Source organism: Halomonas sp. DP5Y7-2 (assembly GCF_019802025.1).
Classification (GTDB): domain Bacteria; phylum Pseudomonadota; class Gammaproteobacteria; order Pseudomonadales; family Halomonadaceae; genus Halomonas; species Halomonas litopenaei_A.
Genome location: NZ_JAHVHY010000006.1, coordinates 148772 through 174018, shown reverse-complemented (window position 1 = coordinate 174018; position 25247 = coordinate 148772). Strand labels below are relative to the sequence as shown.

At 63.3% G+C, this 25247-nt stretch carries 21 protein-coding genes; 3 read left to right on the top strand and 18 right to left on the bottom strand.

Translation table 11 applies throughout. The features are described 5' to 3' along the window. Nucleotides 1-50 precede the first annotated feature (50 nt). Nucleotides 51-1100, top strand: coding sequence for an agmatine deiminase family protein (locus KUW18_RS12975; protein WP_222163021.1), 1050 nt, complete (start codon nt 51-53; stop codon nt 1098-1100). Beyond that, a complete protein-coding gene (locus tag KUW18_RS12970; protein WP_222561587.1) occupies nt 1097-1999 on the top strand; it encodes a carbon-nitrogen hydrolase in 903 nt (300 codons plus the stop codon). The genes KUW18_RS12975 and KUW18_RS12970 overlap by 4 nt, the downstream gene beginning before the upstream one ends. A gap of 108 nt (nt 2000-2107) precedes the next feature. Here KUW18_RS12970 and KUW18_RS12965 read toward each other — a convergent pair whose 3' ends face one another. The 4 genes from KUW18_RS12965 to KUW18_RS12950 all read right to left on the bottom strand — a co-directional run bounded on the left by KUW18_RS12965 (nt 2108) and on the right by KUW18_RS12950 (nt 7642). Beyond that, nucleotides 2108-3058 (bottom strand): Nudix family hydrolase, encoded by a 951-nt coding sequence (locus KUW18_RS12965; protein WP_222561691.1) that lies wholly within the window; start codon nt 3056-3058, stop codon nt 2108-2110. Nucleotides 3059-3198: 140 nt separating this feature from the next. Further along, entirely contained in the window at nt 3199-4416 is a 1218-nt protein-coding gene (gene argJ / locus KUW18_RS12960) for a bifunctional glutamate N-acetyltransferase/amino-acid acetyltransferase ArgJ (RefSeq protein ID WP_222561586.1), read from the bottom strand. A gap of 74 nt (nt 4417-4490) precedes the next feature. Continuing rightward, nucleotides 4491-7217, bottom strand: a complete 2727-nt coding sequence (gene secA, locus KUW18_RS12955) for a preprotein translocase subunit SecA (protein WP_206937335.1) — start codon at nt 7215-7217, stop codon at nt 4491-4493. 77 nt (nt 7218-7294) lie between these two features. Further along, nucleotides 7295-7642 (bottom strand): hypothetical protein, encoded by a 348-nt coding sequence (locus tag KUW18_RS12950; protein WP_222561585.1) that lies wholly within the window; start codon nt 7640-7642, stop codon nt 7295-7297. Nucleotides 7643-7737: 95 nt separating this feature from the next. Between KUW18_RS12950 and KUW18_RS12945 the strand changes: the two genes are divergently transcribed. Then, nucleotides 7738-8205 (top strand): DUF721 domain-containing protein, encoded by a 468-nt coding sequence (locus tag KUW18_RS12945; RefSeq protein WP_222561584.1) that lies wholly within the window; start codon nt 7738-7740, stop codon nt 8203-8205. A 312-nt stretch (nt 8206-8517) separates the two neighbouring features. On the opposite strand, the gene lpxC is transcribed toward KUW18_RS12945, so the two are convergent. From lpxC to ftsL, 14 genes are all read right to left on the bottom strand, one after another. After that, nucleotides 8518-9429: a UDP-3-O-acyl-N-acetylglucosamine deacetylase gene (gene lpxC / locus KUW18_RS12940; RefSeq protein WP_222163017.1), complete on the bottom strand. Its 912-nt coding sequence runs from the start codon at nt 9427-9429 to the stop codon at nt 8518-8520. Between the two features lie 122 nt (nt 9430-9551). Then, nucleotides 9552-10739: a cell division protein FtsZ gene (ftsZ, locus tag KUW18_RS12935; RefSeq protein WP_206937325.1), complete on the bottom strand. Its 1188-nt coding sequence runs from the start codon at nt 10737-10739 to the stop codon at nt 9552-9554. 34 nt (nt 10740-10773) lie between these two features. Continuing rightward, a complete protein-coding gene (gene ftsA / locus KUW18_RS12930; RefSeq protein ID WP_206937323.1) occupies nt 10774-12063 on the bottom strand; it encodes a cell division protein FtsA in 1290 nt (429 codons plus the stop codon). A gap of 231 nt (nt 12064-12294) precedes the next feature. After that, nucleotides 12295-13020: a cell division protein FtsQ/DivIB gene (locus tag KUW18_RS12925; protein ID WP_222238138.1), complete on the bottom strand. Its 726-nt coding sequence runs from the start codon at nt 13018-13020 to the stop codon at nt 12295-12297. A 1-nt stretch (nt 13021) separates the two neighbouring features. Beyond that, nucleotides 13022-13948 (bottom strand): D-alanine--D-alanine ligase, encoded by a 927-nt coding sequence (locus KUW18_RS12920; protein WP_222561583.1) that lies wholly within the window; start codon nt 13946-13948, stop codon nt 13022-13024. Beyond that, nucleotides 13945-15375: a UDP-N-acetylmuramate--L-alanine ligase gene (gene murC, locus KUW18_RS12915; RefSeq protein WP_222163230.1), complete on the bottom strand. Its 1431-nt coding sequence runs from the start codon at nt 15373-15375 to the stop codon at nt 13945-13947. The genes KUW18_RS12920 and murC overlap by 4 nt, the downstream gene beginning before the upstream one ends. Before the next feature lie 82 nt (nt 15376-15457). Continuing rightward, nucleotides 15458-16543 (bottom strand): undecaprenyldiphospho-muramoylpentapeptide beta-N-acetylglucosaminyltransferase, encoded by a 1086-nt coding sequence (gene murG, locus KUW18_RS12910; protein ID WP_315900666.1) that lies wholly within the window; start codon nt 16541-16543, stop codon nt 15458-15460. Further along, nucleotides 16540-17784: a putative lipid II flippase FtsW gene (ftsW, locus tag KUW18_RS12905; protein ID WP_206937315.1), complete on the bottom strand. Its 1245-nt coding sequence runs from the start codon at nt 17782-17784 to the stop codon at nt 16540-16542. Before ftsW ends, murG begins: the two co-directional genes overlap by 4 nt. Continuing rightward, nucleotides 17781-19196: a UDP-N-acetylmuramoyl-L-alanine--D-glutamate ligase gene (murD, locus tag KUW18_RS12900; RefSeq protein ID WP_222561582.1), complete on the bottom strand. Its 1416-nt coding sequence runs from the start codon at nt 19194-19196 to the stop codon at nt 17781-17783. The genes ftsW and murD overlap by 4 nt, the downstream gene beginning before the upstream one ends. A 7-nt stretch (nt 19197-19203) precedes the next feature. Beyond that, complete coding sequence (mraY, locus tag KUW18_RS12895; RefSeq protein WP_206937310.1) at nt 19204-20286, bottom strand: phospho-N-acetylmuramoyl-pentapeptide-transferase; 1083 nt, start codon at nt 20284-20286, stop codon at nt 19204-19206. A 9-nt stretch (nt 20287-20295) separates the two neighbouring features. Further along, on the bottom strand, nt 20296-21666 hold the full coding sequence (gene murF / locus KUW18_RS12890) for a UDP-N-acetylmuramoyl-tripeptide--D-alanyl-D-alanine ligase (RefSeq protein WP_222561581.1): 1371 nt from the start codon (nt 21664-21666) through the stop codon (nt 20296-20298). Nucleotides 21667-21668: 2 nt separating this feature from the next. Continuing rightward, complete coding sequence (locus KUW18_RS12885) at nt 21669-23171, bottom strand: UDP-N-acetylmuramoyl-L-alanyl-D-glutamate--2,6-diaminopimelate ligase (protein WP_222238133.1); 1503 nt, start codon at nt 23169-23171, stop codon at nt 21669-21671. A gap of 23 nt (nt 23172-23194) precedes the next feature. Beyond that, nucleotides 23195-24862, bottom strand: coding sequence for a peptidoglycan D,D-transpeptidase FtsI family protein (locus KUW18_RS12880; protein WP_374107030.1), 1668 nt, complete (start codon nt 24860-24862; stop codon nt 23195-23197). Nucleotides 24863-24915: 53 nt separating this feature from the next. Next, on the bottom strand, nt 24916-25239 hold the full coding sequence (gene ftsL / locus KUW18_RS12875) for a cell division protein FtsL (protein ID WP_206937299.1): 324 nt from the start codon (nt 25237-25239) through the stop codon (nt 24916-24918). Between the last annotated feature and the right edge of the window lie 8 nt (nt 25240-25247).

Below are 25247 nucleotides of genomic sequence, written 5' to 3'. Positions count from 1 at the left end.
TTCCTGCTCGCAGGCCTACATTTCGCCGTTTCGACCTCCAGGACACTGCCATGAACCGCCTGCTTCCCGAGTGGCATCCCCAGGACGCCGTCCAGCTGACCTGGCCCCGCCCTGACAGCGACTGGGCCGATACTCTGCCCGCCATCGAGGCCATGATGGAGCAGCTGGCGCTGGTCATCAGCCGCTATCAGCATGTCATCATCGGGGTACCCGACCCTGCCTGCGGCGATGGTCTGCACCAGCGCCTGATGGCCCGAGGTGCCGCTACCGACAGAGTACACCTCGTCGTGGTCGAGGCGGACGACACCTGGGCCCGTGATCATGGCCCACTGGCCAGCCAGGATGGCGACGCTGTGCATTTCCACGACCTCACCTTCAACGGCTGGGGCGGCAAGTTTCGCGCTGATCGCGACAATACCCTCACGCAGCAGCTGGTCACGGCGGGCTGGATACGCTGCCCCGTCACCACCAGCGATGTTGTCATGGAGGGTGGCGCTCTCGAAACCGACGGGCAAGGCACCCTGCTGACCACCGAAGCCTGCCTGCTCAACCCTAATCGCAACCCTGACCTGTCCCGGCAACAGGTCGAGGACTGGCTCGCCAGCCAGCTTGGGCTTACGCGAGTATTGTGGCTTCGCCATGGACACCTGGAAGGGGATGATACCGACAGTCACGTCGACACCCTGGCCCGTTTCTGCGATGCCGAGACCATTGCCTACGTGCGCTGCGATGATCCCGCCGACTCCCACTACGCCGACCTGCACGCCATGGAGCAGGAATTGACGGCGCTGCGCCAGGCCAACGGCTCGCCCTACCGTCTGATTCCCCTGCCCTGGCCAGCCGCGTGCCGGGATGGCGACGACGGACATCGGCTACCGGCTACCTATGCCAACTTTCTGATCATCAATGGTGCCGTTTTGGTGCCGGTGTACGGCGATCGACAGGATCTGGCGGCGCTCAACGCCCTGGCAGGCGCCTTCCCGGAGCGTGACATCATTCCCATCGATGCCAGCGCCGCCATCCGCCAGCATGGCAGCCTGCACTGCCTGACCATGCAGTGGCCCCGCGGCACTCTCAACCTTGAAGGAGCACACCAATGACGCGCCAATTGACCGTGGGCCTGGTGCAACAACCGGCCTGGCCCGACAAGGCACGCAGCCTGGATGCCAGCGAACAGGCCATCCGCGACCTGGCCGGCCAGGGAGCCAAGCTGGTGATGCTGCAGGAGCTGCATGCCACCCACTACTTCTGCCAGTACGAAGATCCTGACCTGTTCGATCTCGCGGAACCCTTGGACGGGCCCACCGGGACACGCCTGGCGGCACTCGCCAGCGAACTCGATATTGTGCTGATGGGCTCGCTGTTCGAACGTCGTGCGCCCGGCATCTATCACAACACGGCGGTGGTCTACGACGGCGCCAAGGGCGCTGTGGGTCACTACCGCAAGATGCACATTCCCGATGATCCCGGCTTCTACGAGAAGTTCTACTTCACCCCGGGAGATCATGACCCCGCACATCACCAGGGCTTCACCCCCATCGACACCTCGGTCGGGCGACTCGGCGTTCTGGTGTGCTGGGATCAATGGTATCCGGAAGCGGCACGCATGATGGCCCTTGCCGGCGCCGAGGTGCTGCTGTACCCCACTGCCATTGGCTGGGCACCGAATGACGATGACGCGGAAAAGACACGCCAGAAGGATGCCTGGACCATCATCCAGCGCAGCCATGCTGTGGCCAATGGCGTACCGGTTCTGGTCGCCAACCGGGTGGGCCACGAACCGGACCACTCCGGCGTCAGCCCGGGCATCGACTTCTGGGGCGGCAGCTTCGTCGCTGGCCCACAGGGCGAGCTGTTGGCGCACGCCGGCGAGGAGCCCCAGACCCTGCTGGTCACCCTGGACCTGGATCACGGCGAGCAGGTGCGACGCATCTGGCCCTACCTGAGAGATCGCCGCATCGATGCCTATGGCGAGCTGACCCGCCGCTTCCGGGACTGAGCCAACCACCCGGCGCATGATGCAAGAGCCCCCGCAGGTCATTGACCTGCGGGGGCTCTTTGATGATAGCAACGGTGTCGCTATCGCTGATGCGTGCTCAACGGCCCGCTATGACTTCCAGAAATCGCGAATTGAGGCGATGCCCTGGGCGCCAACGGCACGGGCGTGATTGGCATCATGGCGGGTCATGCCGCCCAGTGCATAGACCGGCATGCCGGCACGCTCGACCAGCTGCTGGAAATCATGCCAGCCAATCGGCGCCACTTCCGGGTGCGACGGGGTGGTGCGCAGTGGAGACAGCGTCACGAAATCGCAGCCAATCACGTGGGCCTGGTCCAGCTGTGCCTTGTCATGAGTAGACGCCGACAACCATTTGCCCTCGGCAATCGGACGTCGCTCGAGGCCCATCAAGCGCTCGCTGGTCAGGTGAATGCCGTCGGCATCAACCCGGTCGAGCAATTCGGGTTCGCCATTGAGCATGAGCCGCGCGCCATGGCGGCGACACAGTTCCAGAGCCCGCTCGGCACGCGCCACATACGCGCCGGTGTCCAGCGTCTTGGCACGCAACTGCACCAGGCGCACGGCATCTTCGACCAGCGCACGCTCCAGGCGAGCGGCAAACACCTCCTCATCAGCCTCTTCGTCACTGATGAGGTACTCGGACGGCAACATCACTGCCCGCAGGATCGGCAGATTGGCGGCCGGGAAGGGATAGCCGATCAACTCACCCATGGGCACCCAACGCACCGCTTGCCCTTCACGCCCGAACGGCTCACCAGAGAAATCCTTTACCTGCCACACATCGAGCAGGATGTGCTTGTCCGGATATTCGTGGTGGATGCGGATCAACGGCTGGGCACGACGTATCTCGATACCGAGCTCTTCATGCAGCTCACGCTTGAGCGCCTCCAGGCCGGTCTCGTAGGGCGCCAGCTTGCCGCCGGGAAACTCCCACAGGCCGCCGTGGTCGACATTGGAAGGACGCCGGGCCAGCAGCACTTCGTCACCGTCTGGGCTGATGATGGCGGCCGCCGCCACATGCACCCTTCTCTTCACCATAGTGTTCATTCAACGTTACCAGCTTGGATTCGCGGGCCATGCCCGCGCCAGTTTTCAGTCGGGTGGGCCAGGATAAAAGTCGGCATAGGATACCGATTCAGGCAGCGAGATTCATCCGCAGATCATGCCTTGCGGATGAATCAGCTACGGTAGTCGGCATTGATCGAGACATAATCGTGGGACAGATCGGATGTCCACACCGTTGCCGACGCCTCGCCGCGACCGAGATCGATGGCGATGGTGATCTCTTCTCCTGCCATCACCGCACTACCGGCCTCTTCGGTGTAGCCTGTCGCCCTGCCGCCATGCTCCACCAGGCGCACCGGCCCCAGGTCGATGGTGACCAGGTCCACGTCAAAGTCACTGACCTGGGCGCGTCCCACCGCCGCTAGGATACGCCCCCAGTTAGCATCGCTTGCGTAGAGCGCGGTCTTGACCAGTGGGGAGTGGGCCACGGTAAACGCTACCTCACGCGCTTCATCGACGCTGCGCGCGCCGGACACCGCCAGCGTGACGAACTTGGTCGCGCCCTCGCCATCACGGATGATCGCCTGTGCCAGGCTCACCAGCACCTCATCCAGGGCCTGGCGAAAGCGTCGCTCATCCTCGGCGTCAGCCACGGCAGCGGCTTGCCCGGTGGCGATCAGCATGCACGCGTCGTTAGTCGAGGTATCCGAGTCGACGGTGATACTGTTGAACGACCTTTTCACCCCGTCCCGCAGCCAGGCATCCAGGGCCTCCTGCTCGATGGCCGCATCCGTGGCGACAAACCCCAGCATGGTGGCCATGTCCGGGCGAATCATGCCTGAGCCCTTGGCGATCCCATTGATGACCACCTCGCCGCCCTTGAGCATCACGCGGCGCGCGGCGCCCTTGATGCGGGTATCTGTGGTCAGAATGCCTTCGGCGGCCTGGCGCCAGGCTTGGGCACTGTCGCTCAGCTGATCCACTGCTTCAGGAAGGCCTGCAAGCAGGCGCTCCATGGGCAGAGGCTCGCCAATGACACCGGTAGAGAACGGCAGCACCTGCTCGCTGCTCACCCCGGCAATGTCGGCCACTTGCTGACAGGTGGCCCTGGCATCGCGCATGCCGATCTCACCGGTGCCCGCATTGGCGTTGCCGGTATTGATCACCAGGTAGCGAGTTGCCGGCGCGCTGGCCAGATGCGCCTTGGCCACATGCACCGGCGCAGCGCAGAAGGCGTTGCGGGTGAACGTGCCCGACACAGAGGCCCCTTCGGCCACCTCAATCAGCACCAGATCCCGCCGGCCAGGCTTCTTGATCCCGGCCATGGCGGTACCGAGACGCACGCCAGCGATCGGCGTCATTGCTGGAAAACTGCTGTCACCCACTGCCATCGTTAGTCTCCTGCTGTCGAGACGACCCCGGGACATTGCCCGGGGTCGTCGTCATCATCGGCGGTGCAGCTTGCTCAGCTGAGCTTGCCGCAGCACTGCTTGTACTTCTTGCCAGAACCGCACGGGCAAGCGTCGTTGCGACCGACCTTGGGGGCATCGCGGCGCACTGGACGCTGGTCAGCCATCTCATTCACGTGCCGCTGGCCATCGTCCTCCGCTGCCGGCGCCTCGTCATGCCGACTGGCCGCCTGGGCGCTTTCCCGAGCCAAGGCTTCGCGCCGCTGGCGCTCGAGTGCGTCGACTTCCTCTGGCGCACGCACCTGGACGTGACTGAGGATACGCGTGACGTCGGCCTTGATGTTGGTCAGCAGATTCTGGAACAGCTCGAAGGACTCGCGCTTGTACTCCTGCTTCGGATTCTTCTGCGCATAACCACGCAGGTGAATGCCGCGACGCAGGTGGTCCATCGACTGGAGGTGCTCTTTCCAGCGAGTGTCCAGCACCTGCAGCATGACCTGCTTCTCGAACCGACGCATCAGCTCTTCACCGGCGATGGCCACCTTGGCCTGATAGGTCTCGCGGTGCTGAGTCTGCAGGCGTTCGCGCAGCTGCTCCTCGTGGAACCGGTCATCCTCTTCCGCCCACTGCACCACCGGCGCCTCGAGCTGGTACTCGCTCTTGAGGTGAGCCTCAAGACCGGCCAGGTCCCACTGCTCCGGCAGGCTCTGAGGCGGCACAAAGGCACTGATCGCCTCGTCCAGCACCTCTTCGCGAATGCCCATCACATTCTCGGACACGTCACTGGCCGCCAGAATCTCGTTGCGCTGCTCGTAGATCACACGGCGCTGGTCATTGGCCACATCATCATATTCAAGCAGCTGCTTGCGGATGTCGAAGTTGCGACCCTCGACCTTCTTCTGGGCACGCTCCACCGCATTGGATACCATCTTGTGCTCGATGGCTTCGCCCCGCTCGAGTCCCAGCGCCTGCATGAGCTTCTGCACACGCTCGGAGCCGAACAGACGCATCAGATTGTCTTCGAGGGACAGGAAGAAGCGCGTGGAGCCCGGATCGCCCTGGCGACCGGAGCGGCCGCGCAACTGGTTGTCGATACGCCGCGACTCGTGGCGCTCAGAACCGATAACGTGAAGGCCACCGGCCGCCAGCACGGCCTCGTGACGCTCTTTCCAAGCCTCCTTGAGCGCTTCGACATCGGCGTCGGAGGGGTTGTCCAGGGTGGCAGCTTCCGCTTCCCAGTTGCCCCCCAGCATGATGTCGGTACCGCGACCGGCCATATTGGTGGCAATGGTGACGGCACCAGGACGACCGGCCTGGGCGATGATGTCGGCTTCGCGCTGGTGCTGCTTGGCATTAAGCACGTTGAAGTCGATGCCCGACTTGCGCATCAGCTCTGCCAGATACTCCGACGTCTCGATGGATGCGGTACCCACCAGCACCGGACGACCGGCCTCGACCTGTACCTTGACGTCCTCGATGATGGCCTCGTACTTCTCTTCAGCACTGAGGTACACCAGGTCATTCATGTCCTTTCTCGCCAGCGGGCGATTGGTGGGAATGACCACCACGTCGAGCCCATAGATCTGACGGAACTCGAAGGCCTCGGTATCCGCAGTACCGGTCATGCCGGACAGTTTTTCGTACAGGCGGAAGTAGTTCTGGAAGGTCGTCGAGGCCAACGTCTGACTTTCACGCTGAACCGTCACGCCCTCCTTGGCCTCGACAGCTTGGTGCAGGCCTTCCGACCAGCGGCGGCCGGGCATGGTACGACCGGTATGCTCATCGACGATCACGACCTGACCGTCACTGACGATATAGTCCACGTCGACGTGGTACAGGTGTCGTGCACGCAGGGCCGAGTGCATGTGCTGCAGCAGGTTGAGGTTCTGCGCGGCGTAGAGAGAGTCCTCCTCGCCCAGCAGCCCCTGGGCCCGCATCAGCTCCTCCACTCGATGGTGGCCACCCTCGGTCAACTCTACCTGCTTTTGCTTCTCGTCCAGAGTGAAGTCGCCGCTCTCGGGATCTTCCTCGTCGGTGCACGGAGCAAGCTCCTGGGCCAGGCGATCCACCACCTTGTAGAGCTCGGTGTTTTCATCCACTGCACCGGAGATGATCAGCGGTGTGCGAGCTTCATCGATCAGGATCGAGTCGACCTCATCGACAATGGCGAAGTAGAGGTCACGCTGAACCTTGTCCTCCAGCGAAAACGCCATGTTGTCGCGCAGGTAGTCGAAACCAAACTCGTTGTTGGTGCCATAGGTGATGTCGCAGGCGTAGGAATCACGCTTTTCTTCAGACGTCTGGCCGGAGTAGATCACCCCCACCGACAGCCCCAGAAACTCATACAGAGGGCGCATCCAGTTGGCGTCACGCCGTGCCAGATAATCGTTGACGGTGACGACATGCACGCCCTTGCCGGGCAACGCATTCAGATACACCGCCAGCGTGGCTACCAGGGTCTTGCCCTCGCCGGTCTTCATCTCGGCGATCCGACCGCGGTTGAGGGTCATGCCACCAATGAGCTGTACATCGAAATGGCGCATGCCCATGACCCGCTTACTGGCCTCGCGCACGGTGGCAAAGGCTTCCGGCAGCAGCGCGTCCAGCGACTCGCCCCCGGCCAGACGCTCACGGAATTCCGCCGTGCGGGCACTCAGGGCAGCGTCGTCCAGGCTCTCCAGGCTCGACTCGAGCTCGTTGACGGCGCGCACCTGGCGAAACATACGTTTGACGTCACGGTCGTTCTTGGAACCGACCACTTTACGCAACAGGGAATTGATCATGACACTTCCTGACATTGACTGGCTGAAGTGAGCTCTCCGCTCATCGGAAAACTCACGCAATAACGACGTCCTTGATGTCAGCCAACGACAGGGGGAGCCCTTGGCGCGCGTACATCCAGTGCAGCGGCCGCAGGCAAATAAAAGGTATCCCGGCGCAGATCAGCGCGTACCGGGTGATAGGTGAGGGAGACTCGAGGGTGAGTGGCCAGCCGATGCCGACAGGCCTTGAGCATGGTATGCGCGCGTATGACCGCCGGGGCCATGATACATATCTGCACCAGCCGCTCGGTCGCTCTGGGCGACTCGGCCGCCGCCAGGCTGGCCGGTAACAGACACCCTACCAGCAAACCGGCCAGCCACCACCGCGCTACACGCCGGGCACTCGCCTCGCGGGGGCAGCTACGATGTGATTCCAGGGCTGTCATGCTGTCGGGCAACTCCGTCGCGTGCTAGTCTCGGTGCCACCCATTGGCAACGACACACTCTCCATTGATCCTGGGAAACCCCAAGACACAAGCTCATGAGTATAAAGGTTAAGCGGTTCCGCGCCCAGTCCATGACCGGCCTTCTTGGAGGCCGCGGGGAACTGGGCGGACTGATGCGCATGGCACGACTGATCGAGCGTGCCCAGGAGCACCTGCGTAGCGAGCTGACACCCCCCCTGGCCGACCATCTGTTTGTCGGCGGCTTTCGTGACGGACGCCTGACCCTGATCACCGATGGCGCGGCCTGGCTCACACGACTGCGCTACGAACAGCCACGACTTCTGGAGAGCCTGCACCAGCTGCCGGAGTTTCAGGCGGTCACCGGCTTTCACTTCAAGGTCCGCCCGGTACGCCCTGCCAAGGTCGCCCCCCGACAGGTCAGGCGACTGCCGGCCGAGGCCGGAGATGAGCTGTCGAGCTGTGCGGCAGACATCGAAGACCCTCGTCTGAAGCGTGCCCTCGAACGGCTGGCCGCCCATGCAGAATCCCGCTCCGACCGCTAGCAGCGCGTCGCCCACGGCCGCGCAACGAACCCATCGACCGGCCACCCCACCTACCACACTGCGCTAGCGACCAGCCGCGGCAAGCACGCTCGACGCGCACTCGTGACGTCCACTCGGTTTGCGGCATTGCTCGCCCGCCCCCTTCGACACGGAACTCTCCCTTCGCCACGGAACTCTCAAACAGCAAAACGCCGCCCCTGGGGGCGGCGTCGATGCAGGTCACGAGTACGGGCACGGGCAACAACAGGCAATGGCAAGCGAGGTGAGACTGGCGATCTGCGGGACGCTCACATCACCCTGCCACCCGCGACATCACGCCATGGCGGGCGCTGCGTAGGAAATCGGAGCGGGCTCGGCCTCGCTCTCGAAGGTCACGATTTCCCAGGCCTCCGGCTGCTCGATCAGGGCACGGCACAGCTGATTGTTGAGCGCATGCCCGGACTTCACGCCGCGGAACTCGCCAATCAGGCTGTGTCCCAACTGGTAAAGGTCGCCGATGGCATCCAGCACCTTGTGCTTGACGAATTCATCGTCGTAACGCAGACCACCGTCGTTCACGATGCGGTAATCATCCACCACGATGGCGTTGTCGAGGCTACCGCCAAGGGCCAGATTGTTGGACCGCAGATACTCGAGATCACGCATGAAGCCGAAGGTCCGCGCGCGGGACACTTCCTTGACGAACGAGGTGGTGGAAAAGTCCACCATGGCCGTCTGCTTCTGATCTTCGAACACAGGATGGTCGAAATCGATCGCGAAGGACACCTTGAACCCTTTGTGGGGCAGGAAGATCGCTTCCTTGTCGCCTTCGGTGACCTTGATCTCGCTCTTGATGCGGATGAACTTCTTGGCCGCATTCTGCTCCTGAATACCCGCAGACTGGATCAGGAACACGAAGGGTCCAGCGCTGCCGTCCATGATGGGCACTTCCGGCGCGCTGACATCCACGTAGGCATTGTCGATACCGAGACCCGCGAAGGCGGACATCAGGTGCTCCACCGTCGCAACTTTTTCACCATCCTGGGACAGGGCAGTACACAGGGTAGTGTCGGTGACGTTCATCGCCTGGGCCGGGATGCGAACTTCCGGCTCGAGGTCGGTGCGCACGAACACAATGCCCGTGTCCACCGGCGCAGGACGAAGGGTGAGATACACCTTCTTGCCGGAGTGCAGTCCCACGCCCGTCGCGCGGATGACGTTTTTCAGGGTGCGTTGTCTGATCATTGTGCAGTCGCCAGGCAGTCGTTGGTTATGAAACACCGTTCACTATAACACCGAACGGACGTTTCAACAAAAAAACCTTGCCTTCCGATGCCCGCACCCGGAAAACCCTACGCTCGTTTCGATCAATCCGCCTGCCGACGCAAGAACGCCGGGATATCCAGATAATCGTCGAGCTCTTGTGACTTGCGCTTCTCGGCCTGGGGTCGCGCGGACTCCTGCGGCTCAGGCTTACTCGCTGCCGCGACGCCGGCGCCACCCTGGCTGCGATTGATCGCACCCTGCTGGGGGCGTTGACGCGCCTCAGGACGTCGAGTCTGCTGCTGGCTGGCAGGCTTCTGCTGACGCGACACCTGAGCATCCAGGCCCGCAGCCACCACGGTAACGCGCAACTCGTCGGTCATGTCCATGTCGATGGAGGTACCCACGACGATGGTGGCGTCCTGGGAAGCGAACTCCTGAACAGTGGCACCGACGTCGTTGAACTCGCCAATGGAGAGATCTGGCCCTGCCGTGATGTTGACCAGAATGCCCCGGGCGCCGTGCAGGTCGATGTCTTCCAGCAGCGGGCTGCGAATGGCCTTCTCGGCGGCTTCGCGAGCGCGATTTTCACCGGTGGCTCCACCGGTTCCCATCATCGCCATGCCCATCTCTGACATCACCGTTCTGACGTCGGCAAAGTCGACGTTGATGATGCCCGGACTGGTGATCAGCTCGGCAATCCCCTGAACCGCACCCAGCAGCACATCATTCGCGGCGCTGAAGGCGGTCAGCAGAGTGGCGCTCTTGCCCAGAACGGACAGCAGCTTTTCGTTGGGGATGGTGATCAACGAGTCGACGTGCTCGGACAGCTCCTTCATTCCCTCTTCGGCTGCGCGCATGCGCTTGGGACCTTCGAAGGGGAACGGGCGCGTGACCACGGCAACGGTCAGAATGCCGAGTTCCTTGGCCACCTGGGCGACCACTGGCGCGCCACCGGTGCCGGTACCGCCACCCATGCCAGCCGTGATGAAGACCATATCGGCACCGCCAAGCAGCTCGGCGATGCGCTCACGGTCTTCCATGGCCGCCTGGCGGCCGACTTCCGGATTGGCACCGGCGCCGAGACCCTTGGTGATCTCGCCACCAAGTTGCAGAACGGTCTTGGCTGACACCCGCTTGAGCGCCTGAGCATCAGTGTTGGCGCAGATGAACTCCACCCCTTCGATGCTGCTCTCGACCATGTGGTTGACAGCATTGCCGCCGCCGCCACCGACACCGATGACTTTTATGACCGCGCTGCTTGAGGGCGCGCTATCTACGACTTCGAACATTTGCCCCGTCTCCTGAGCCGCTTGAGCGGCCCTTTCAGAAATTTCCTTTGAACCAGCCTTTTATCTTTTCCAGCGCCGGAATCCTTTCCTCTGGTCCACGCCGGGAGACGTCCTCGCGCCTCGGTTGCGCCGAGGTGGTGCCACCCTGCCCTTGGTGAGCACGACCCTGACGGGCTTCATGTAGAGCGTAATGTAACAAACCGACACCCGTCGAATAAATCGGATTTCGCACCACATCGGCGAGACCTCTCACATTCTGCGGACAGGCCACCCTGACCGGCATGTGAAATATCTCTTCGGCAAGCTCCACCACACCTTCCATGCGCGAGGTTCCGCCGGTCAACACGACGCCAGCAGCCACCAGATCCTCGAAGCCGCTGCGGCGCAGTTCGTCACGCACCAGGGTGAACAGCTCTTCGTAGCGAGGTTCTACCACCTCGGCCAGGGACTGGCGTGACAGGTCCCGTGCAGGACGGTCGCCAACGCTCGGCACTTTGATCATCTCGTCGCTGGAGGCCAGCTGAGTCAGAGCGCAGGCATACTTGACCTTGATCTCCTCGGCGTACTGCGCGGGTGTGCGCAGCGCCATGGCGATATCGTTGGTGACCTGGTCACCGGCAATCGGAATCACTGCAGTATGACGGATGGCGCCTTCGGTGAATACGGCAATATCGGTGGTACCGCCACCAATATCCACCATGCACACACCCAGCTCGCGTTCGTCTTCGGTCAGCACCGCATGACTGGACGCCAACTGCTCGAGAATAATGGCGTCCACATCCAGGCCACAGCGACGCACACACTTTTCGATATTCTGCACCGCATTGAGCGCCGCGGTGACCAGGTGAACACGGGCTTCCAGGCGCACACCGGACATGCCCAGCGGCTCGCGAATTCCGCCCTGGGTGTCGATGGCGAATTCCTGGGGCAATACATGCAGGACACGCTGCCCTTCTGAGATAGCCCTGGCCCTGGCGGAGTCGATGACGCGATCAATATCCGATGGCGCGACCTCCCGCTCCTTGATGGCCACGACCCCGTCGGAATTCATGGAACTGATGTGGCTTCCTGCAATGCCGACATACACGGAATGAATGTCGCAACCTGCCATCAATTCCGCTTCTTCCACCGCACGCTGAATAGACTGAACCGTGGACTCAATATTGATCACCACTCCCTTTTTCATACCTCGGGAAGGGTGAGAGCCGATACCGGCGATTTCGATGCCACCATCGTCGGTGGGCTGACCCACGATCGCTACGACCTTGGATGTTCCGATATCCAGCCCGACTACCATATTGGACACGTTGGATGGACCTGCCATGAGCCGGGAAATCTCCTTGAACGGATTCCGTAACCTTGGAACCTGCCGCTGTTATAAAAAAACCTGGGACGATTATAGAAACAAGTGCACTTGTTCGGCCAGCCCAGGACGTTCATTCATTCCACGATACGGGCTCATTTAAACAAAAGAAACCTCGAAAACCTGTCTTTGAGCAGCAAGAGTGTCGCCACTTTTAATCGCCGTCGTTCTTTTGTCGATTAAAGGCGACGCTCAGCCATTGGACGATTCGCCCCCATCGACCGGTTCCGTCTCACCATGCCAGGCCACGGAGACCCCGTTGGGGTAACGCAGATCGATGTAGCGAATGTGCGACGCCACACTGCCCAACTCACCTCGCCAAGCGGCTTCGAGACGCCCGAGGCGTGCTTCGAGATCGCCACGCCCGAGCATGATCCAGACCCCACTGGCCAACTGGAAGCGCCATGCACCGCGTGGCTCGAGGCGCAGCTGCTGCACGTCGAGCCCCATCCGCTCCAAGCGCTGCTCCAGGGTGGCGAAGTAGGCCAGCACCTCTGCGCCCGCCCCCACCGGACCCGCCATATCCGGCAGACCATCAGGGGGCGCTACCGGAGCGTAGGCGAAGGGCTCGCCCTCGGCATTCAACAGCTTGTCATCGTTCCAACGGGCCACCGGGCGCTGCTCTTCCAGCTCGAAGGTGAGCGCATTCGGCCACTCGCGACGAATGCGCACTTCCTTCAACCAGCCGACCTTGAGCGCCTCTTCCCGCAGGGCCTCCAGATCCACCGACAGCCAGGTCTTGCCCTGTACCAAGGGTGCCAATTGTCGCTTGAGATAAGAGGCGTCCACATGATGCAGCTCACCTCCAATGGACACTCTTTCGATGGGACGATCAAGCCATAGCCATAACGCCTGACCGCCCGCCCCCAGCAGGACGACGAGCAGAAAGATGCCAAGCGACGAGCCGCGTCGGGTCATGTCAGCCGCGCTCCCTGGCGGTATCGATGATCCCCAGTACCAACTGGTCGAAGTTCATCCCGGCGTGGGCTGCCGCCTGAGGCACCAGACTATGATCGGTCATGCCCGGCACCGTATTGACCTCAAGCAGCCAGAAACGCCCGTCGCCGTCCCGCATCACGTCGACACGCCCCCAGCCCTGGCAACCAATGGCTTCGAAAGCGGCGACGCACAGCTCGCCCAGCGCCGTCTCTTCGGCCTCGCTCAAGCCGCACGGGAGGTGGTAGATCGTCTCGTCGGACAGGTATTTGGCCTCATAGTCATAGAAGCCGCTGGGCACCTCGACGCGAATGGCCGGCAACGCCTTGTCGCCAAGAACCGACAAGGTAAATTCGTCTCCGCTCACAAAACGCTCGGCCATCACTCGGGCGTCGAATCTGGCGGCCTCGTGATAGGCATTTTCGAGCTCGGAACGGCTCTTGACGATGCTGATGCCAATGGTCGACCCCTCATGCACTGGCTTGACGACCAGTGGCAGACCCAGCTTCGCGACGACTTCATCCCAGTCAGCTGAGGGTGTCAGCAGTACGCTCTCGGGGGTGGGCATCCCCAGCGCCTGCCACAGCGCCTTGGTGCGCATCTTGTCCATGCCCAGCGCCGACGCCAGCACGCCGCTACCGGTGTAGGGAATGCCTGCCAGTTCCAGCGCCCCTTGCAGACAGCCGTCCTCACCGCCCCGGCCGTGCAGAGCGATGAATACCAGGTCAGGGCTCAGCGCCTCAAGCCCGGCGACGCCGCCGTCGGCGAGGTCGTAGCCGGTCACGTTCAGACCCAGGCGCTGACAAGCGGCCAGCACCGCTGCACCACTCTTCAGGGAGACCTCACGCTCGGCGCTGTGGCCGCCATAGACAACCACAACATGGCCAAGGGATTGCGCGTGTTGGTTCACAGTGTCACCTCATCAAACTGCAGCAGAGCATCGGCCAGTCGCTGGGAAATACCCCCCACGTCGCCCGCGCCTTGAGTGATCAGAATATCGCCAGGCTTGACCACCTTGGCCAGCAACGCCGGCAGCTCCGTCTTGTCCTGGGCAAAGATCGGGTCCACTTCCCCGCGCTGGCGGATCGATCCGGCCAGGCTGCGCCCGTCGGCACCGGGTAAAAGCGCTTCACCAGCGCTGTAGACGTCGAGCAGCACCAGTGTGTCGACGCTGGACAGCACGCGCACGAAGTCCTCGTAGAGATCCCGTGTACGGGAATAACGGTGTGGCTGGTACACCATGACCAGACGACGGCTGGGCCAGCCATCACGCACCGCCTTGATCACCATTTCCACTTCACGGGGATGATGGCCATAGTCATCGACCAGCATAACGTCAGCTTCGGCTTCGCCGTCACCCTCACGCCGGGGTGCAGGGAAGTTGCCGTGAACCTGGAACCGACGCCCGACACCGGCAAACCCGGCCAACCCTCGGAGGATAGCGCCAGCCTCGACCCCGGCATCCGTCGCCACGGCAATCGCGGCCAGTGCATTCAGCGCGTTATGACGGCCCGGCATGGCCAGCCTCACCTCGAGATCTTCAAGATCCCCCGGGCGCACCGCGGTAAAGCGGACTTCACCAGCACTCTGCTCGAAGTTCTCGATGCGGTAGTCAGCGTCAGCAGAGAAGCCATAGGTAACAAACTGGCGATTGATACGGTCCAGCAGGCCTCTCACGTTGTCATCATCGATGCACAACACTGCAAGGCCGTAGAACGGCAGGTTGTGCAGAAACTCGATAAAGGTGTGCTTCAGCCGCTCGAAATCCCCACCATAGGTGCTCATATGGTCGGCATCGATGTTGGTCACGATGCTGACCATGGGCTGCAAGTGCAGGAAGGATGCGTCGGATTCGTCCGCCTCGGCCACCAGGTAGTCACCCTGGCCTAGCTGGGCGTTGGTGCCAGCACTGGTCAGCTTGCCGCCGATAACGAAGGTGGGATCCAGCCCGCCTTCACCCAGCAGGGTAGCCGTCAAGCTCGTCGTGGTGGTCTTGCCGTGGGTGCCGGCAACCGCGATGCCGTGCCGAAAGCGCATCAGCTCGGCCAGCATTTCCGCCCGGCGCACTACCGGAACACGATGTTCGTGGGCCCACTTGAGCTCTGGGTTGTCCTCGGCCACTGCGGTGGACACGACGACCACGTCCGCGCCATCGGCGTGCTCAGCGGCATGTCCGATGAACACCCGCGCGCCGCAGCTTTCCAGGCGAGCTACCACGGATGAGCGTCGCAGATCGCTGCCGCTGACGTGATAGCCCTGGTTAGCCAGCACCTCCGCGATACCGCACATGCCGGCGCCACCGATACCCACAAAGTGAATGCGACGAATCCGGCGCATGCCCAGGCCACGTGCGGGTGCCGGGCCTTGTCCGGCAAGAGGAGATGGGGTCACTTGGCCGGGTACCGGCCCTTGGGTCTGATTACTCAAAGCCTGTCTCCATACAGCCCGCTACCAGTCGATCCACGGCGTCCAGATGGGCCTCAGCCCGTGCCTTGCTCGCCATGCTCGCCAGTGTGTCGGGCTCAAGCAACGTCTCAAGGCGCTGTGCCAGAGACGTCGGGTTCATGTCTCGTTGCTGAATCAGTGCCGCCGCGCCAGCACTGACCAATGCCTGGGCGTTGGCCGTCTGGTGATCGTCCACCGCATGGGGAAATGGCACGAACAAGGCTGGCTTTGCCGCCGCAGCCAGCTCGGCCACGGTCAGGGCACCGGAACGGCAGACCACCAGGTCGGCCCAGTCGTAGGCCGCCGCCATATCCGCGATAAAGTCACTGACCTGTGCCTCGACGCCGCTGGCGGCGTAGCCCTCGCGGGTCGCCTGGTCCTTGTCTCGCCCCGCCTGATGGCGGACCTCGGGACGCATCTCTTCCGGGAGCGAGGCCAGCGCCTCGGGCATCTGTTGATTGAGCGCCAAGGCACCCAGGGATCCGCCCACCACCAACAGGCGCAGTCGCCGGCCACGCATCTCGCTGGCCTGGCGCAGGGTGTCGCCCAGCGCGGCAATATCCTCACGCACGGGATTGCCGATCACCTCTGCCCTGCCGCCAAAGGCCTGGGGAAAGGCGGCATAGACGTGCCGCGCCAAGCGCGACAGCGCTCGGTTGGTCAAGCCGGCGACCGCGTTCTGTTCATGTATCACCAGTGGCTTGCCACACCACTTCGCCGCCAGCCCACCGGGGCCGCTGGCGAAGCCGCCCAGCCCTACCACCAGCTGGGGGTCGTATTCACGAATGACCTGGCGAGCCTGACACACTGCACGGGACAGCCGCACCGGCGCCAACAACCAGCCGGCAGCGCCGTTACCGCGCAAGCCGCTGACAGCGATCTGGTGAAGCGGGATGCCCGCCTCCGGAACCAGACGATTCTCTATGCCCCTGGGGCTACCCAGCCAGGCCACCTCAACGCCCTGAGCCTGAAGGCCCCGCGCCAGCGACAATGCGGGAATAACATGTCCCCCGGTGCCGCCGGCCATGATCAATGCTCGCCTTCCCTGTTGCTCGCTCACGGCTTCACTCCTGCAGCCTGGGTTCGTCTCGGCGCCCTGCGCCCCGACTCGCGCTTGGCTGTCGGAGACTGCCGGCGCAATCGCTCGCGGGTCTCGACATCCACCCGCAGCAGCAGTGCCACCATGACACAGCTCACCACCAGGCTGGACCCGCCGTAGGACAGTAGCGGCAGGGTCAACCCCTTGGTCGGCAGCATGCCGGTACTGACCGCAATATTGATAAATGCCTGGGCGCCAATCACCAGCGCAATGCCATAACTGAGGTAAGCAGCGAAGGGCATTCTGGCAAGCTCCGCCCGGCGACCCACCGCCATTGCCCGCCATACCAGCAGGGCGAACAGGCCAACGACGGCGATGGCCCCGATCATGCCGAGCTCTTCAGCCAGCACCGCAAACACGAAATCGGTGTGTGCTTCCGGCAGGTAGAACAGCTTCTGCACGCTGTTTCCCAGGCCCATGCCGATCAAATGGCCGCGCCCAAAGGCGATCAACGCCTGGGTCAGCTGATAACCACTGGCGAACTGGTCCGCCCAGGGATCGATAAAACTGGTCAGGCGTGCCATCCGGTAAGGTTCGGCCACCGCCAGGATGGCGCCGAGAGACCCCACCAGAATAAACAGCAGAATGAAACGCCCCCAGGGCGCCCCCGCCATCAACAGCATCCCCATGACACAGCTGGTCATGACCACGACACCGCCGTAATCCGGCTCGAGAATCAGCAGCACCGCGACCACGCCCACCACCACCAGAGGACGCAGGAACGCTCCCCACTGACGCCTCACCTGGGGCAAGAACCGCTCAAGATAACCGGCCATGTAGGTGATCAGGCAGAGCTTGGCTACCTCGGAAGCCTGCAAATTGAACGGCACTCCGGGAATCGACAGCCAGCGACGGCTGCCATTGACCTCACGCCCCACCAGCAGCACCAGCAGCAGAAGCACCAGCCCGACCAGCAGCAGCAGCGGGCCATTGGCCTTCCACCAGGCCAGCGGGACTCGCAGTGCCAGAGCGCCAACCGTCAGGCCACCCAGCACAAAGATGCCGTGTCGAATACTGAAGTACCAGGCATTGCCGGTCAGGCTGGTCGCTACTTCGGTAGACGCCGAGGTCACCATGATCCACCCCATCAACAGCAGCGACAGGGTGGCGACCAGCAACCAGCCATCAAAGCTGTGATCACGAGTCGACAGGTGCTCGCGCAGGACACCGAAACGATGCCGGGTTCGGGACAGGCGACTCATGTGCGGCCTCCATTGGCCAGAGCGTGAACAAGCGAGCGGAAGGCCTCGCCGCGAGCCAGATAGTTGGGGAACTGGTCGAGGCTGGCGCAGGCAGGCGACAGCAACACCACGTCTCCCGGCTCGGCGATGTGCCGGGCACGCTCAACCGCAGCGCGTAGATCGTCGACCCGCGTCACCGGCACCCGCTCGGCCAACGCCTGTGCCAGCTGCGGCGCGTCTTGACCAAACAGCACGGCCTCCCGTGCGTAGTGCCCCAGCGGCTGCGCCAAGGGACTGAAGTCAGCCCCCTTGCCCACACCGCCGGCCAGCAGGATGAGCCGCCCCTTGAGGGTCGGCCCGAGACCGGCAATGGCGGCCAGCGTGGCGCCGACGTTGGTGCCCTTGGAGTCATTGATCCAGTCGACCTCCCCTACCGTTGCCAGCCACTCACTGCGGTGCGCAAGCCCGGTAAACCTCTCCAGCACGCTGGCCATGTCCTCCAGCGGAAATCCGAGCCGATACCCCATGGCCATGGCGGCCAAGGCGTTGGCCTGATGATGGCGTCCTACCTGACGCATGCGGGAAACCGGGAACAACGGGCGCGGGCCATGCATGAACCACGGCTCGCCCTGGTGCTCTGCCACGCCCCAGTCATCATGCTCGGGCGCGGGATCCATGACCCCAAAGCGCGACACCGCAGGCAGTGACGACTCCGGCCAGGTCTCAGGGTCTTCCGCATTGATGACCGCATGGGAGGCACCGCGGAAAATCCGCTGCTTGGCTCGACGATAGCCCGCCATATCACCATGGCGATCGAGGTGGTCCTCACTCAGGTTGAGAAAGGCAGCGGACTCGGCGCCAAGCCAAGGGGTGGTCTCGAGCTGAAAGCTGGACAGCTCCAGCACGTAGAGGTCCGCCGACGGCTCCTGTATCAGCAGGTCGAGGGCCGGGGTACCGAGATTGCCTCCCACCGCGACCTTGCGACCGGCCTCACGCGCCATCTCGCCTACCAGGGTGGTCACCGTGGACTTGGCATTGGCGCCGGTGATGGCGGCGATCGGTGCCTGGCAGGCGCGGCAAAACAGTGCAATCTCGCCGATCAGCCGTGGCTCTCCCGTATCGTCCCGGCGATCCTCGGCAAGGGCTGTAAAGCACGGCTGATGGGGGTCGACACCAGGGCTGAGCACGACTTCCCGCGCGTGATCGAGGACGAGCCCCGCTAGTGGGCCTAGGCGGTACGGCACCTTGGGAAACTCACGCAGAAACGCATCGAGTCCAGGCGGGGCGTCGCGGGTATCCACCACCATGAACTCTCGGCCAAGGCGCTCCAGATGGCGACAGATAGCCATCCCCGATACCCCAAGACCCACCACCACCGTCATCGACGCCGGCACCACCAGGTGCTGCGGCAAGCGTGAGCGACTCGCGTTCATGTCAGCCTCAGCGAATCTTGAGGGTTGCGAGACCCAGCAGCACGAGCACCACGGTGATGATCCAGAACCTCACGATCACACGCGGCTCAGGCCATCCCTTCAATTCGAAGTGATGGTGCAGCGGAGCCATGCGGAAGATCCGCCGCCCGGTCAGCTTGTACGAGCCCACCTGAAGAATGACCGACACGGTTTCCATGACGAACACGCCGCCCATGATGAACAGCACCACCTCCTGGCGCACAATCACCGCGACCACACCCAGCGCAGCCCCCAGGGCCAGCGCACCCACGTCGCCCATGAAGACCTGGGCGGGATAGGTGTTGAACCAGAGAAAACCGAGGCCAGCGCCGGAGATGGTGGCGCAGAACACGGCCAGCTCACCGGCACCGGGAATCATCGGAATCTGCAGGTAGCTGGAAAACACCGCATTACCGCTGGCATAGGCAAACACCCCAAGCCCCATGGCCACCATGACCGTGGGCATGATCGCCAGGCCGTCCAGGCCATCGGTCAGGTTCACCGCGTTGGACGCACCGACGATCACCAGGTAGGTCAACAGGATATAGAACAGGCCCAGGGGCAGGACGAAGTCCTTGAACAGGGGCAGGATCAGGCTGGTTTCCACCGGCGATGCCGCCGTCACGTACAGCACCACCGCAGCCGCCAGACCAATCACCGACTGCCAGAAGTACTTCCAGCGAGCAGGCAGGCCCCGCGGGTTTTTCTCCACGACCTTGCGATAGTCGTCGACCCAACCGATGGCACCGAAGCCGAGGGTCACCAGCAGCACCACCCACACATAGTGGTTGGTCAGGTCCCCCCACAACAGCGTGCTCACCGCCATGGCCATCAGGATCATCGCACCGCCCATGGTCGGTGTCCCCGCCTTGGACAGATGCGACTGCGGACCGTCATCGCGAACCGCCTGCCCGATCTGACGTTCGACCAACCGGCGGATCATCAGCGGCCCGAACCACAGGCACAGCACCAGCGCAGTGATGGTCGCCAGAATCATCCGCAGAGTGAGATAACCAAAGACGTTGAAGGCGCTTTGATAGTTCGCCAACACTTCAGCCAGGAAAAGCAACATGTATCAGGTTCACCTTGAAACATCTGGGCGCAAGGCTGCCACGACAGTCTCCATCCCCGCAGAGCGGGAGCCCTTCACCAACACGCTGGCGCCTTGGGGCAAATGTTGCTGCACGTGGCGGACCATCGCCGCCTGATCAGAAAAATGGCACCCACCTTCACCGAAGGCCTGGGCGGCAGGGTTGGCCGCCTCTCCCAGGGTGCCGAGAAATGTGATACCGCGTTCCCGCGCGTAGCGCCCGATGTCCGCATGCAGCTCATCGGACGCGGCTCCCAGTTCACCCATGGTGCCGAGCAGACACCAATGAGGGCCAGGCAGACCCAACAGCGCATCGATCGCCGCCTTGACTGCCCCTGGGTTGGCATTATAGGTGTCATCCAGCAGCCGACTGTCACGCAGCCCCTGCTCGACCGTCAGTCTCCCGGCCGTCGGGGTGACCAGCGCAAGACCAGCCACCACCTCTTCCCCGGAAAGCCCCATTGCCATGGCCGCTGCGGCGGCTGCCAGAGCGTTTGACACATTGTGCAGGCCCATCAGGGGGAGCTGCACCCGCCCCAGCACACCGCCATCGAAATTCAGCGTGAAAGCATAGCGCCCGAGCTCATCACAGACCAGTTCCGAGGCATTCATGCGTGCTTCTCGGGTCAAGCCGAAACCGATGACCTCGCGCGGCGCCGCCAAGGCTGACCACATCGAGAAGTAGCGATCATCGCGATTCAGCACGGCGATCCCGGAGTCTGCCAGCCCGGCCAGGATTTCCCCCTTGGCCTGAGCTATCCGTCCCATGCCACCAAACTCACCGACGTGGGCACCCGTCACATTGGTAATCACCGCCACCTGGGGCTCAGTCAGTGCCGTTGTCCAGGCAATCTCGCCGAGATGGTTGGCCCCAAGCTCCACCACCGCCTGGCGGTGCTCGGGCGCTAACCGCAGCAGCGTCAATGGAGCGCCGATATCGTTGTTCAGATTGCCCTGGGTCGCCAGGGTCGAGCCTGCGCGGCCGAGCAGCGTCGCCAGCATCTGCTTGACGGTCGTCTTGCCGCTATTACCCGTCACCGCGACGATGGGACCCTTCCATGCCCGACGATGGGCTCTGGCCAGCAGCCCCAGCGCCATCCGCGTATCCCCCACCACCAGCTGTGGCAGCGGATCGTCCACCGCGCGCTCGACCACTGCCGCGATCGCACCGGCCTGGCGCGCCTGGGACACAAAGTCGTGAGCGTCGAAGCGCTCCCCTCGCAACGCCACGAACAGCGAGCCGGAAACCAGCTGACGCGTGTCGGTGACGATCGAAGCCATCTCGCTGTCTTCAACATCCGCCTCGGACAGGCCTAGCGCACGACAGACGCCTGACAGCGTGGTGAGCTCATCACGACGCATGCTTAGAGCCTCCTTGGGCGCTGGTCGAGGGCGGCTTGCGCCTCATCCAGGTCAGAAAAGTCATGGCGTACGCCAAGCACTTCCTGGTAGGTCTCGTGCCCCTTGCCGGCCACCAGAATGACGTCATCGGGCCCCGCTTCCGCCACCGTTCGGGCGATCGCAACGCCACGACCAGCAATGTTCCAGGCGCTGGCGCGCTGTTCGGCGGTCAGCCCCTCCAGCATGGCCTCACGGATGGCAGCAGGATCCTCGCTGCGTGGGTTGTCATCGGTGATCACCACAGCTTGGGCGTGACGGGCAGCCACCTGTGCCATCAACGGGCGCTTACCGCTGTCACGGTCGCCACCGCAGCCTACCAGACACCATAGCTTGCCACGCCCAGGCAGATGCGCCTTGAGCGCTGCCAGTGCGTTGTCCAGGGCATCTGGCGTATGGGCGTAGTCGATGACCACCACCGGTGCATGCTCGCGCAGGATGGCCTGCATCCGCCCGGGCACCGGGGTCAAGCGCTCGGCGGCAGCCACCAGCTCGTCGATGCCCGCGCCCAGCCCATAGAGGCTGGCCATCGCCAGCAGCACGTTGTCGAGATTGAAGCGCCCCAACAACGGCAGCTGCAGCACTCGCTCTTCGTCGGGGGTCGCGATCAACGCGCGCTGGCCGCTGGCATGCGGCTCTACGTCCAGCACTCGCAGCGACACGTCAGACGCCTCACCGCAGGCCAGTACGCGGGTATCACGGGACACCCCGGCCAGCATCAATCGCGCCAGAGGATCGTCACCATTGACCACCGCCAGCCCGAGCTCAGGACGCTTGAACAGCTTTGCCTTGGCCGCCGCATAGGCCACCATGCTGCCGTGATAGTCCAGGTGGTCACGACTGAGATTGGTGAACACGGCAGCATGGAAGCGACATCCCGCCACGCGGTCCTGCTCGAGAGCGTGGCTGGACACTTCCATGGCCACCCGTTGCAGCCCCGAGGCCGCCAACTCACCCAGCTGGCGCTGCAGCGCCAAGGGCTGGGGGGTGGTGTGAATGCCCTGCGCAAGAGCGCCAGGACGCCCGTGACCCAAGGTGCCGATCACCCCGCAGTCGACACCGATGGCCGCTGACAGCTCGGCAATATAATGGGTCACTGAACTCTTGCCATTGGTCCCGGTCACCCCGATCAGCTCCAGGCTGTCGGGTACCTGGTAGACGCTGCGAGCAAACTCGCCGAGCCTGTCAGCGAGCTCTGGCAGCCACAGCACTCGACCATCGATTCTGGGCTGGTCCTCCTTCGCCTCGGCGAGGACCATCAGTGCCCCCTGGGCCAGAGCCTGGTCGACAAAGGCTCGACCGTCACCCGCCACGCCAGGGATCGCGATAAAGACATCGCCTTCGGCGATCTCGCGACTGTCGGTGCTGAGCGTCACCGCCAGCGCCTCGTCCTGATCGTCCTGCGTCAGCGGAAGGTCTTGCCAACACTGCAGCAGCACGCCCTTGAGGCGTGCCAGAGAAAGGGTCATGCCAGGCTCCGTCGAGGTCTGCATCATGGGGTACCGGCCTCCTCATCGGGGCGATCTGGCGGTACGTCGAGAATTCGCAGGGCGCTGCCGGCCACCCGCGAGAATACCGGCGCGGCGATGGCACCACCGTAATAGGCGTCGCCCCGTGGGTGGTCAATCATGACCACGGTGATGATCCGCGGATCCGACACCGGCGTGATGCCGACAAACAGCGCGCGGTAGGCATTTTGTTCGTAACCGCCACTGCCGCTCTTGCGCACGGTACCGGTCTTGCCGGCCACGCTGTAACCGGGAACCAGGGCCCGGCGAGCGCCGGTACCCGGTGCCACGACTTCATCCATCATGGCCAGGACGCGGTCAGCCACGTCCGGCTGGACCACCTGCTCCCCCTGGGGCTCGCGACTGAGGCGCAGCAGAGAGGGCGGAAGACGTTCGCCGTGATTGGCAATGGAGGTATAGGCGCTGGCCAATTGCAGCGCCGTGACCGACAGACCGTAACCGTAGGACAAGGCCGCCCACTGACTGCTCGACCAGACCGCGGGAGCCGGCATGTTGCCCGTGGCCTCGCCGGGAAAGCCGGTGCCCGGCGCCTGCCCGAAGCCCAGTGCGCGGTAGCGGTCAGGCACCACCGGATCATCGAGCTGCAAGGTCAGCTTGGCCATGCCGATATTGGAGGACTTGCGCAGGATACCCGCCAGGGTCAAGGCACCGTTGTTGGATACGTCACGGATCGTGTAGCGATCGATGCGCATCCAGCCGGGGGAGGTATCGACTACCAAGTCGGGGGGAAACCGACCGGTTTCCAGCAGCGCCGACATGGCCAAGGGCTTCATCACCGATCCCGGCTCGAACACGTCCACCATGGCCCTGTTGCGCAAGCCCTGAGGATCCAGGCCTGCGCGATTGTTAGGGTTGTACGAGGGTTGGTTGGCCATGGCCAACACTTCGCCGGTGCGTGCGTCCATCATCACCAGCACGCCGCCGTCGGCATCGTTTTCATCCACCGCAGCCTTCAGCTCGCGGTATGCCATGTATTGCAGGCGTTGGTCGATGGAGAGCGTGAGGTTGCCGCCCGGTTCGGCTTCCTGAAGAACCTCGAGATCCCGCACCAGGCGGCCACGACGATCCTTGAGCACGCGGCGCTTGCCGGGCTCTCCCGACAGGTAGGACTGATAGGCCAGCTCCAGCCCCTCCTGCCCCTGATCGTCGACGTTGGTCACTCCCAGCAATTGGGCGATCACCTCTCCCGCCGGGTAGTAGCGCTTGTACTCTTCCCGGGCATGGACCCCGGGCACCCTCAGCTTCAGCACTTCCTCGGCCTGGGCTGGGGTCATCCGACGCCGCAGATACATGAACTCTCGTTCGCTATACCGCTCGATGCGATCGTTGAGCGCATCCAGGTCCTGGCCCAGTGCCTGAGCCAGCCTCAGTCGCTGGATGTTGTCATCCGGCAGGTCCTGGGGATTGGCCCAGAGCGTGACAACCGGCGTGGATATCGCCAGCGGCTCCCCGTGGCGATCAGTGATCATGCCCCGGTGGGCGGGTATCGGGTCGGTGCGCAGGGTACGCGCGTCGCCCTGCACCTGCAGAAAGTTTCGATTGATCACATGCAGGTCGACGATGCGTCCGGCAAGTAGCCCCAGCCCGACCAGGATCAGCGTCATCATGACGATGTAACGCGCACGACCCATCGGCTCCATGGGCGGAGGTCGTCGCGGCGTCACACCCCGAGGGAGCTCCGCGGTCATGGCCCAATCACCTCGATGTCATGGATATCCGGCAAGCGCATCTCGAGCCGCTCTACCGCCAATCGCTCAATCCGCGAAGGAGTCGACCAGGCGCTCTCTTCCAGCAACAGCTGCCCCCATTCGGTCTGCAGCTGCTGCTGCTCTCGCTCGAGCTCCTGAAGGGTCGCATAGTGCTGGCGGGTTTGATGACTGACGCTGATGACGGCAAGCGCCGACATCAGGCACGCCAGCAGCAGCGCGGCCACCAGCAACAGCCTCGGTGACAGCGCTGTCGGCAGCGGCCAGCCAAAGGCGTTGAGATCCTGTCGTCCTTGAGCCATCTGCTTTC

Coding starts and splice junctions, on each gene's coding strand:
- KUW18_RS12965 (WP_222561691.1), bottom strand. CDS start 3,058: ATGGTGAAGAGAAGGGTGCATGTGGCGGCGGCCGCCATCATCAGCCCA.
- murD (WP_222561582.1), bottom strand. CDS start 19,196: ATGAACGCGAGTCGCTCACGCTTGCCGCAGCACCTGGTGGTGCCGGCG.
- lpxC (WP_222163017.1), bottom strand. CDS start 9,429: ATGATCAGACAACGCACCCTGAAAAACGTCATCCGCGCGACGGGCGTG.
- murF (WP_222561581.1), bottom strand. CDS start 21,666: ATGCGTCGTGATGAGCTCACCACGCTGTCAGGCGTCTGTCGTGCGCTA.
- ftsL (WP_206937299.1), bottom strand. CDS start 25,239: ATGGCTCAAGGACGACAGGATCTCAACGCCTTTGGCTGGCCGCTGCCG.
- mraY (WP_206937310.1), bottom strand. CDS start 20,286: ATGTTGCTTTTCCTGGCTGAAGTGTTGGCGAACTATCAAAGCGCCTTC.
- ftsA (WP_206937323.1), bottom strand. CDS start 12,063: ATGGCAGGTCCATCCAACGTGTCCAATATGGTAGTCGGGCTGGATATC.
- ftsZ (WP_206937325.1), bottom strand. CDS start 10,739: ATGTTCGAAGTCGTAGATAGCGCGCCCTCAAGCAGCGCGGTCATAAAA.
- ftsW (WP_206937315.1), bottom strand. CDS start 17,784: ATGAGTCGCCTGTCCCGAACCCGGCATCGTTTCGGTGTCCTGCGCGAG.
- KUW18_RS12885 (WP_222238133.1), bottom strand. CDS start 23,171: ATGACCCTTTCTCTGGCACGCCTCAAGGGCGTGCTGCTGCAGTGTTGG.
- KUW18_RS12925 (WP_222238138.1), bottom strand. CDS start 13,020: ATGACCCGACGCGGCTCGTCGCTTGGCATCTTTCTGCTCGTCGTCCTG.
- secA (WP_206937335.1), bottom strand. CDS start 7,217: ATGATCAATTCCCTGTTGCGTAAAGTGGTCGGTTCCAAGAACGACCGT.
- KUW18_RS12975 (WP_222163021.1), top strand. CDS start 51: ATGAACCGCCTGCTTCCCGAGTGGCATCCCCAGGACGCCGTCCAGCTG.
- KUW18_RS12970 (WP_222561587.1), top strand. CDS start 1,097: ATGACGCGCCAATTGACCGTGGGCCTGGTGCAACAACCGGCCTGGCCC.
- KUW18_RS12880 (WP_374107030.1), bottom strand. CDS start 24,862: ATGGGTCGTGCGCGTTACATCGTCATGATGACGCTGATCCTGGTCGGG.
- argJ (WP_222561586.1), bottom strand. CDS start 4,416: ATGGCAGTGGGTGACAGCAGTTTTCCAGCAATGACGCCGATCGCTGGC.
- murC (WP_222163230.1), bottom strand. CDS start 15,375: ATGCGCCGGATTCGTCGCATTCACTTTGTGGGTATCGGTGGCGCCGGC.
- KUW18_RS12945 (WP_222561584.1), top strand. CDS start 7,738: ATGAGTATAAAGGTTAAGCGGTTCCGCGCCCAGTCCATGACCGGCCTT.
- KUW18_RS12950 (WP_222561585.1), bottom strand. CDS start 7,642: ATGACAGCCCTGGAATCACATCGTAGCTGCCCCCGCGAGGCGAGTGCC.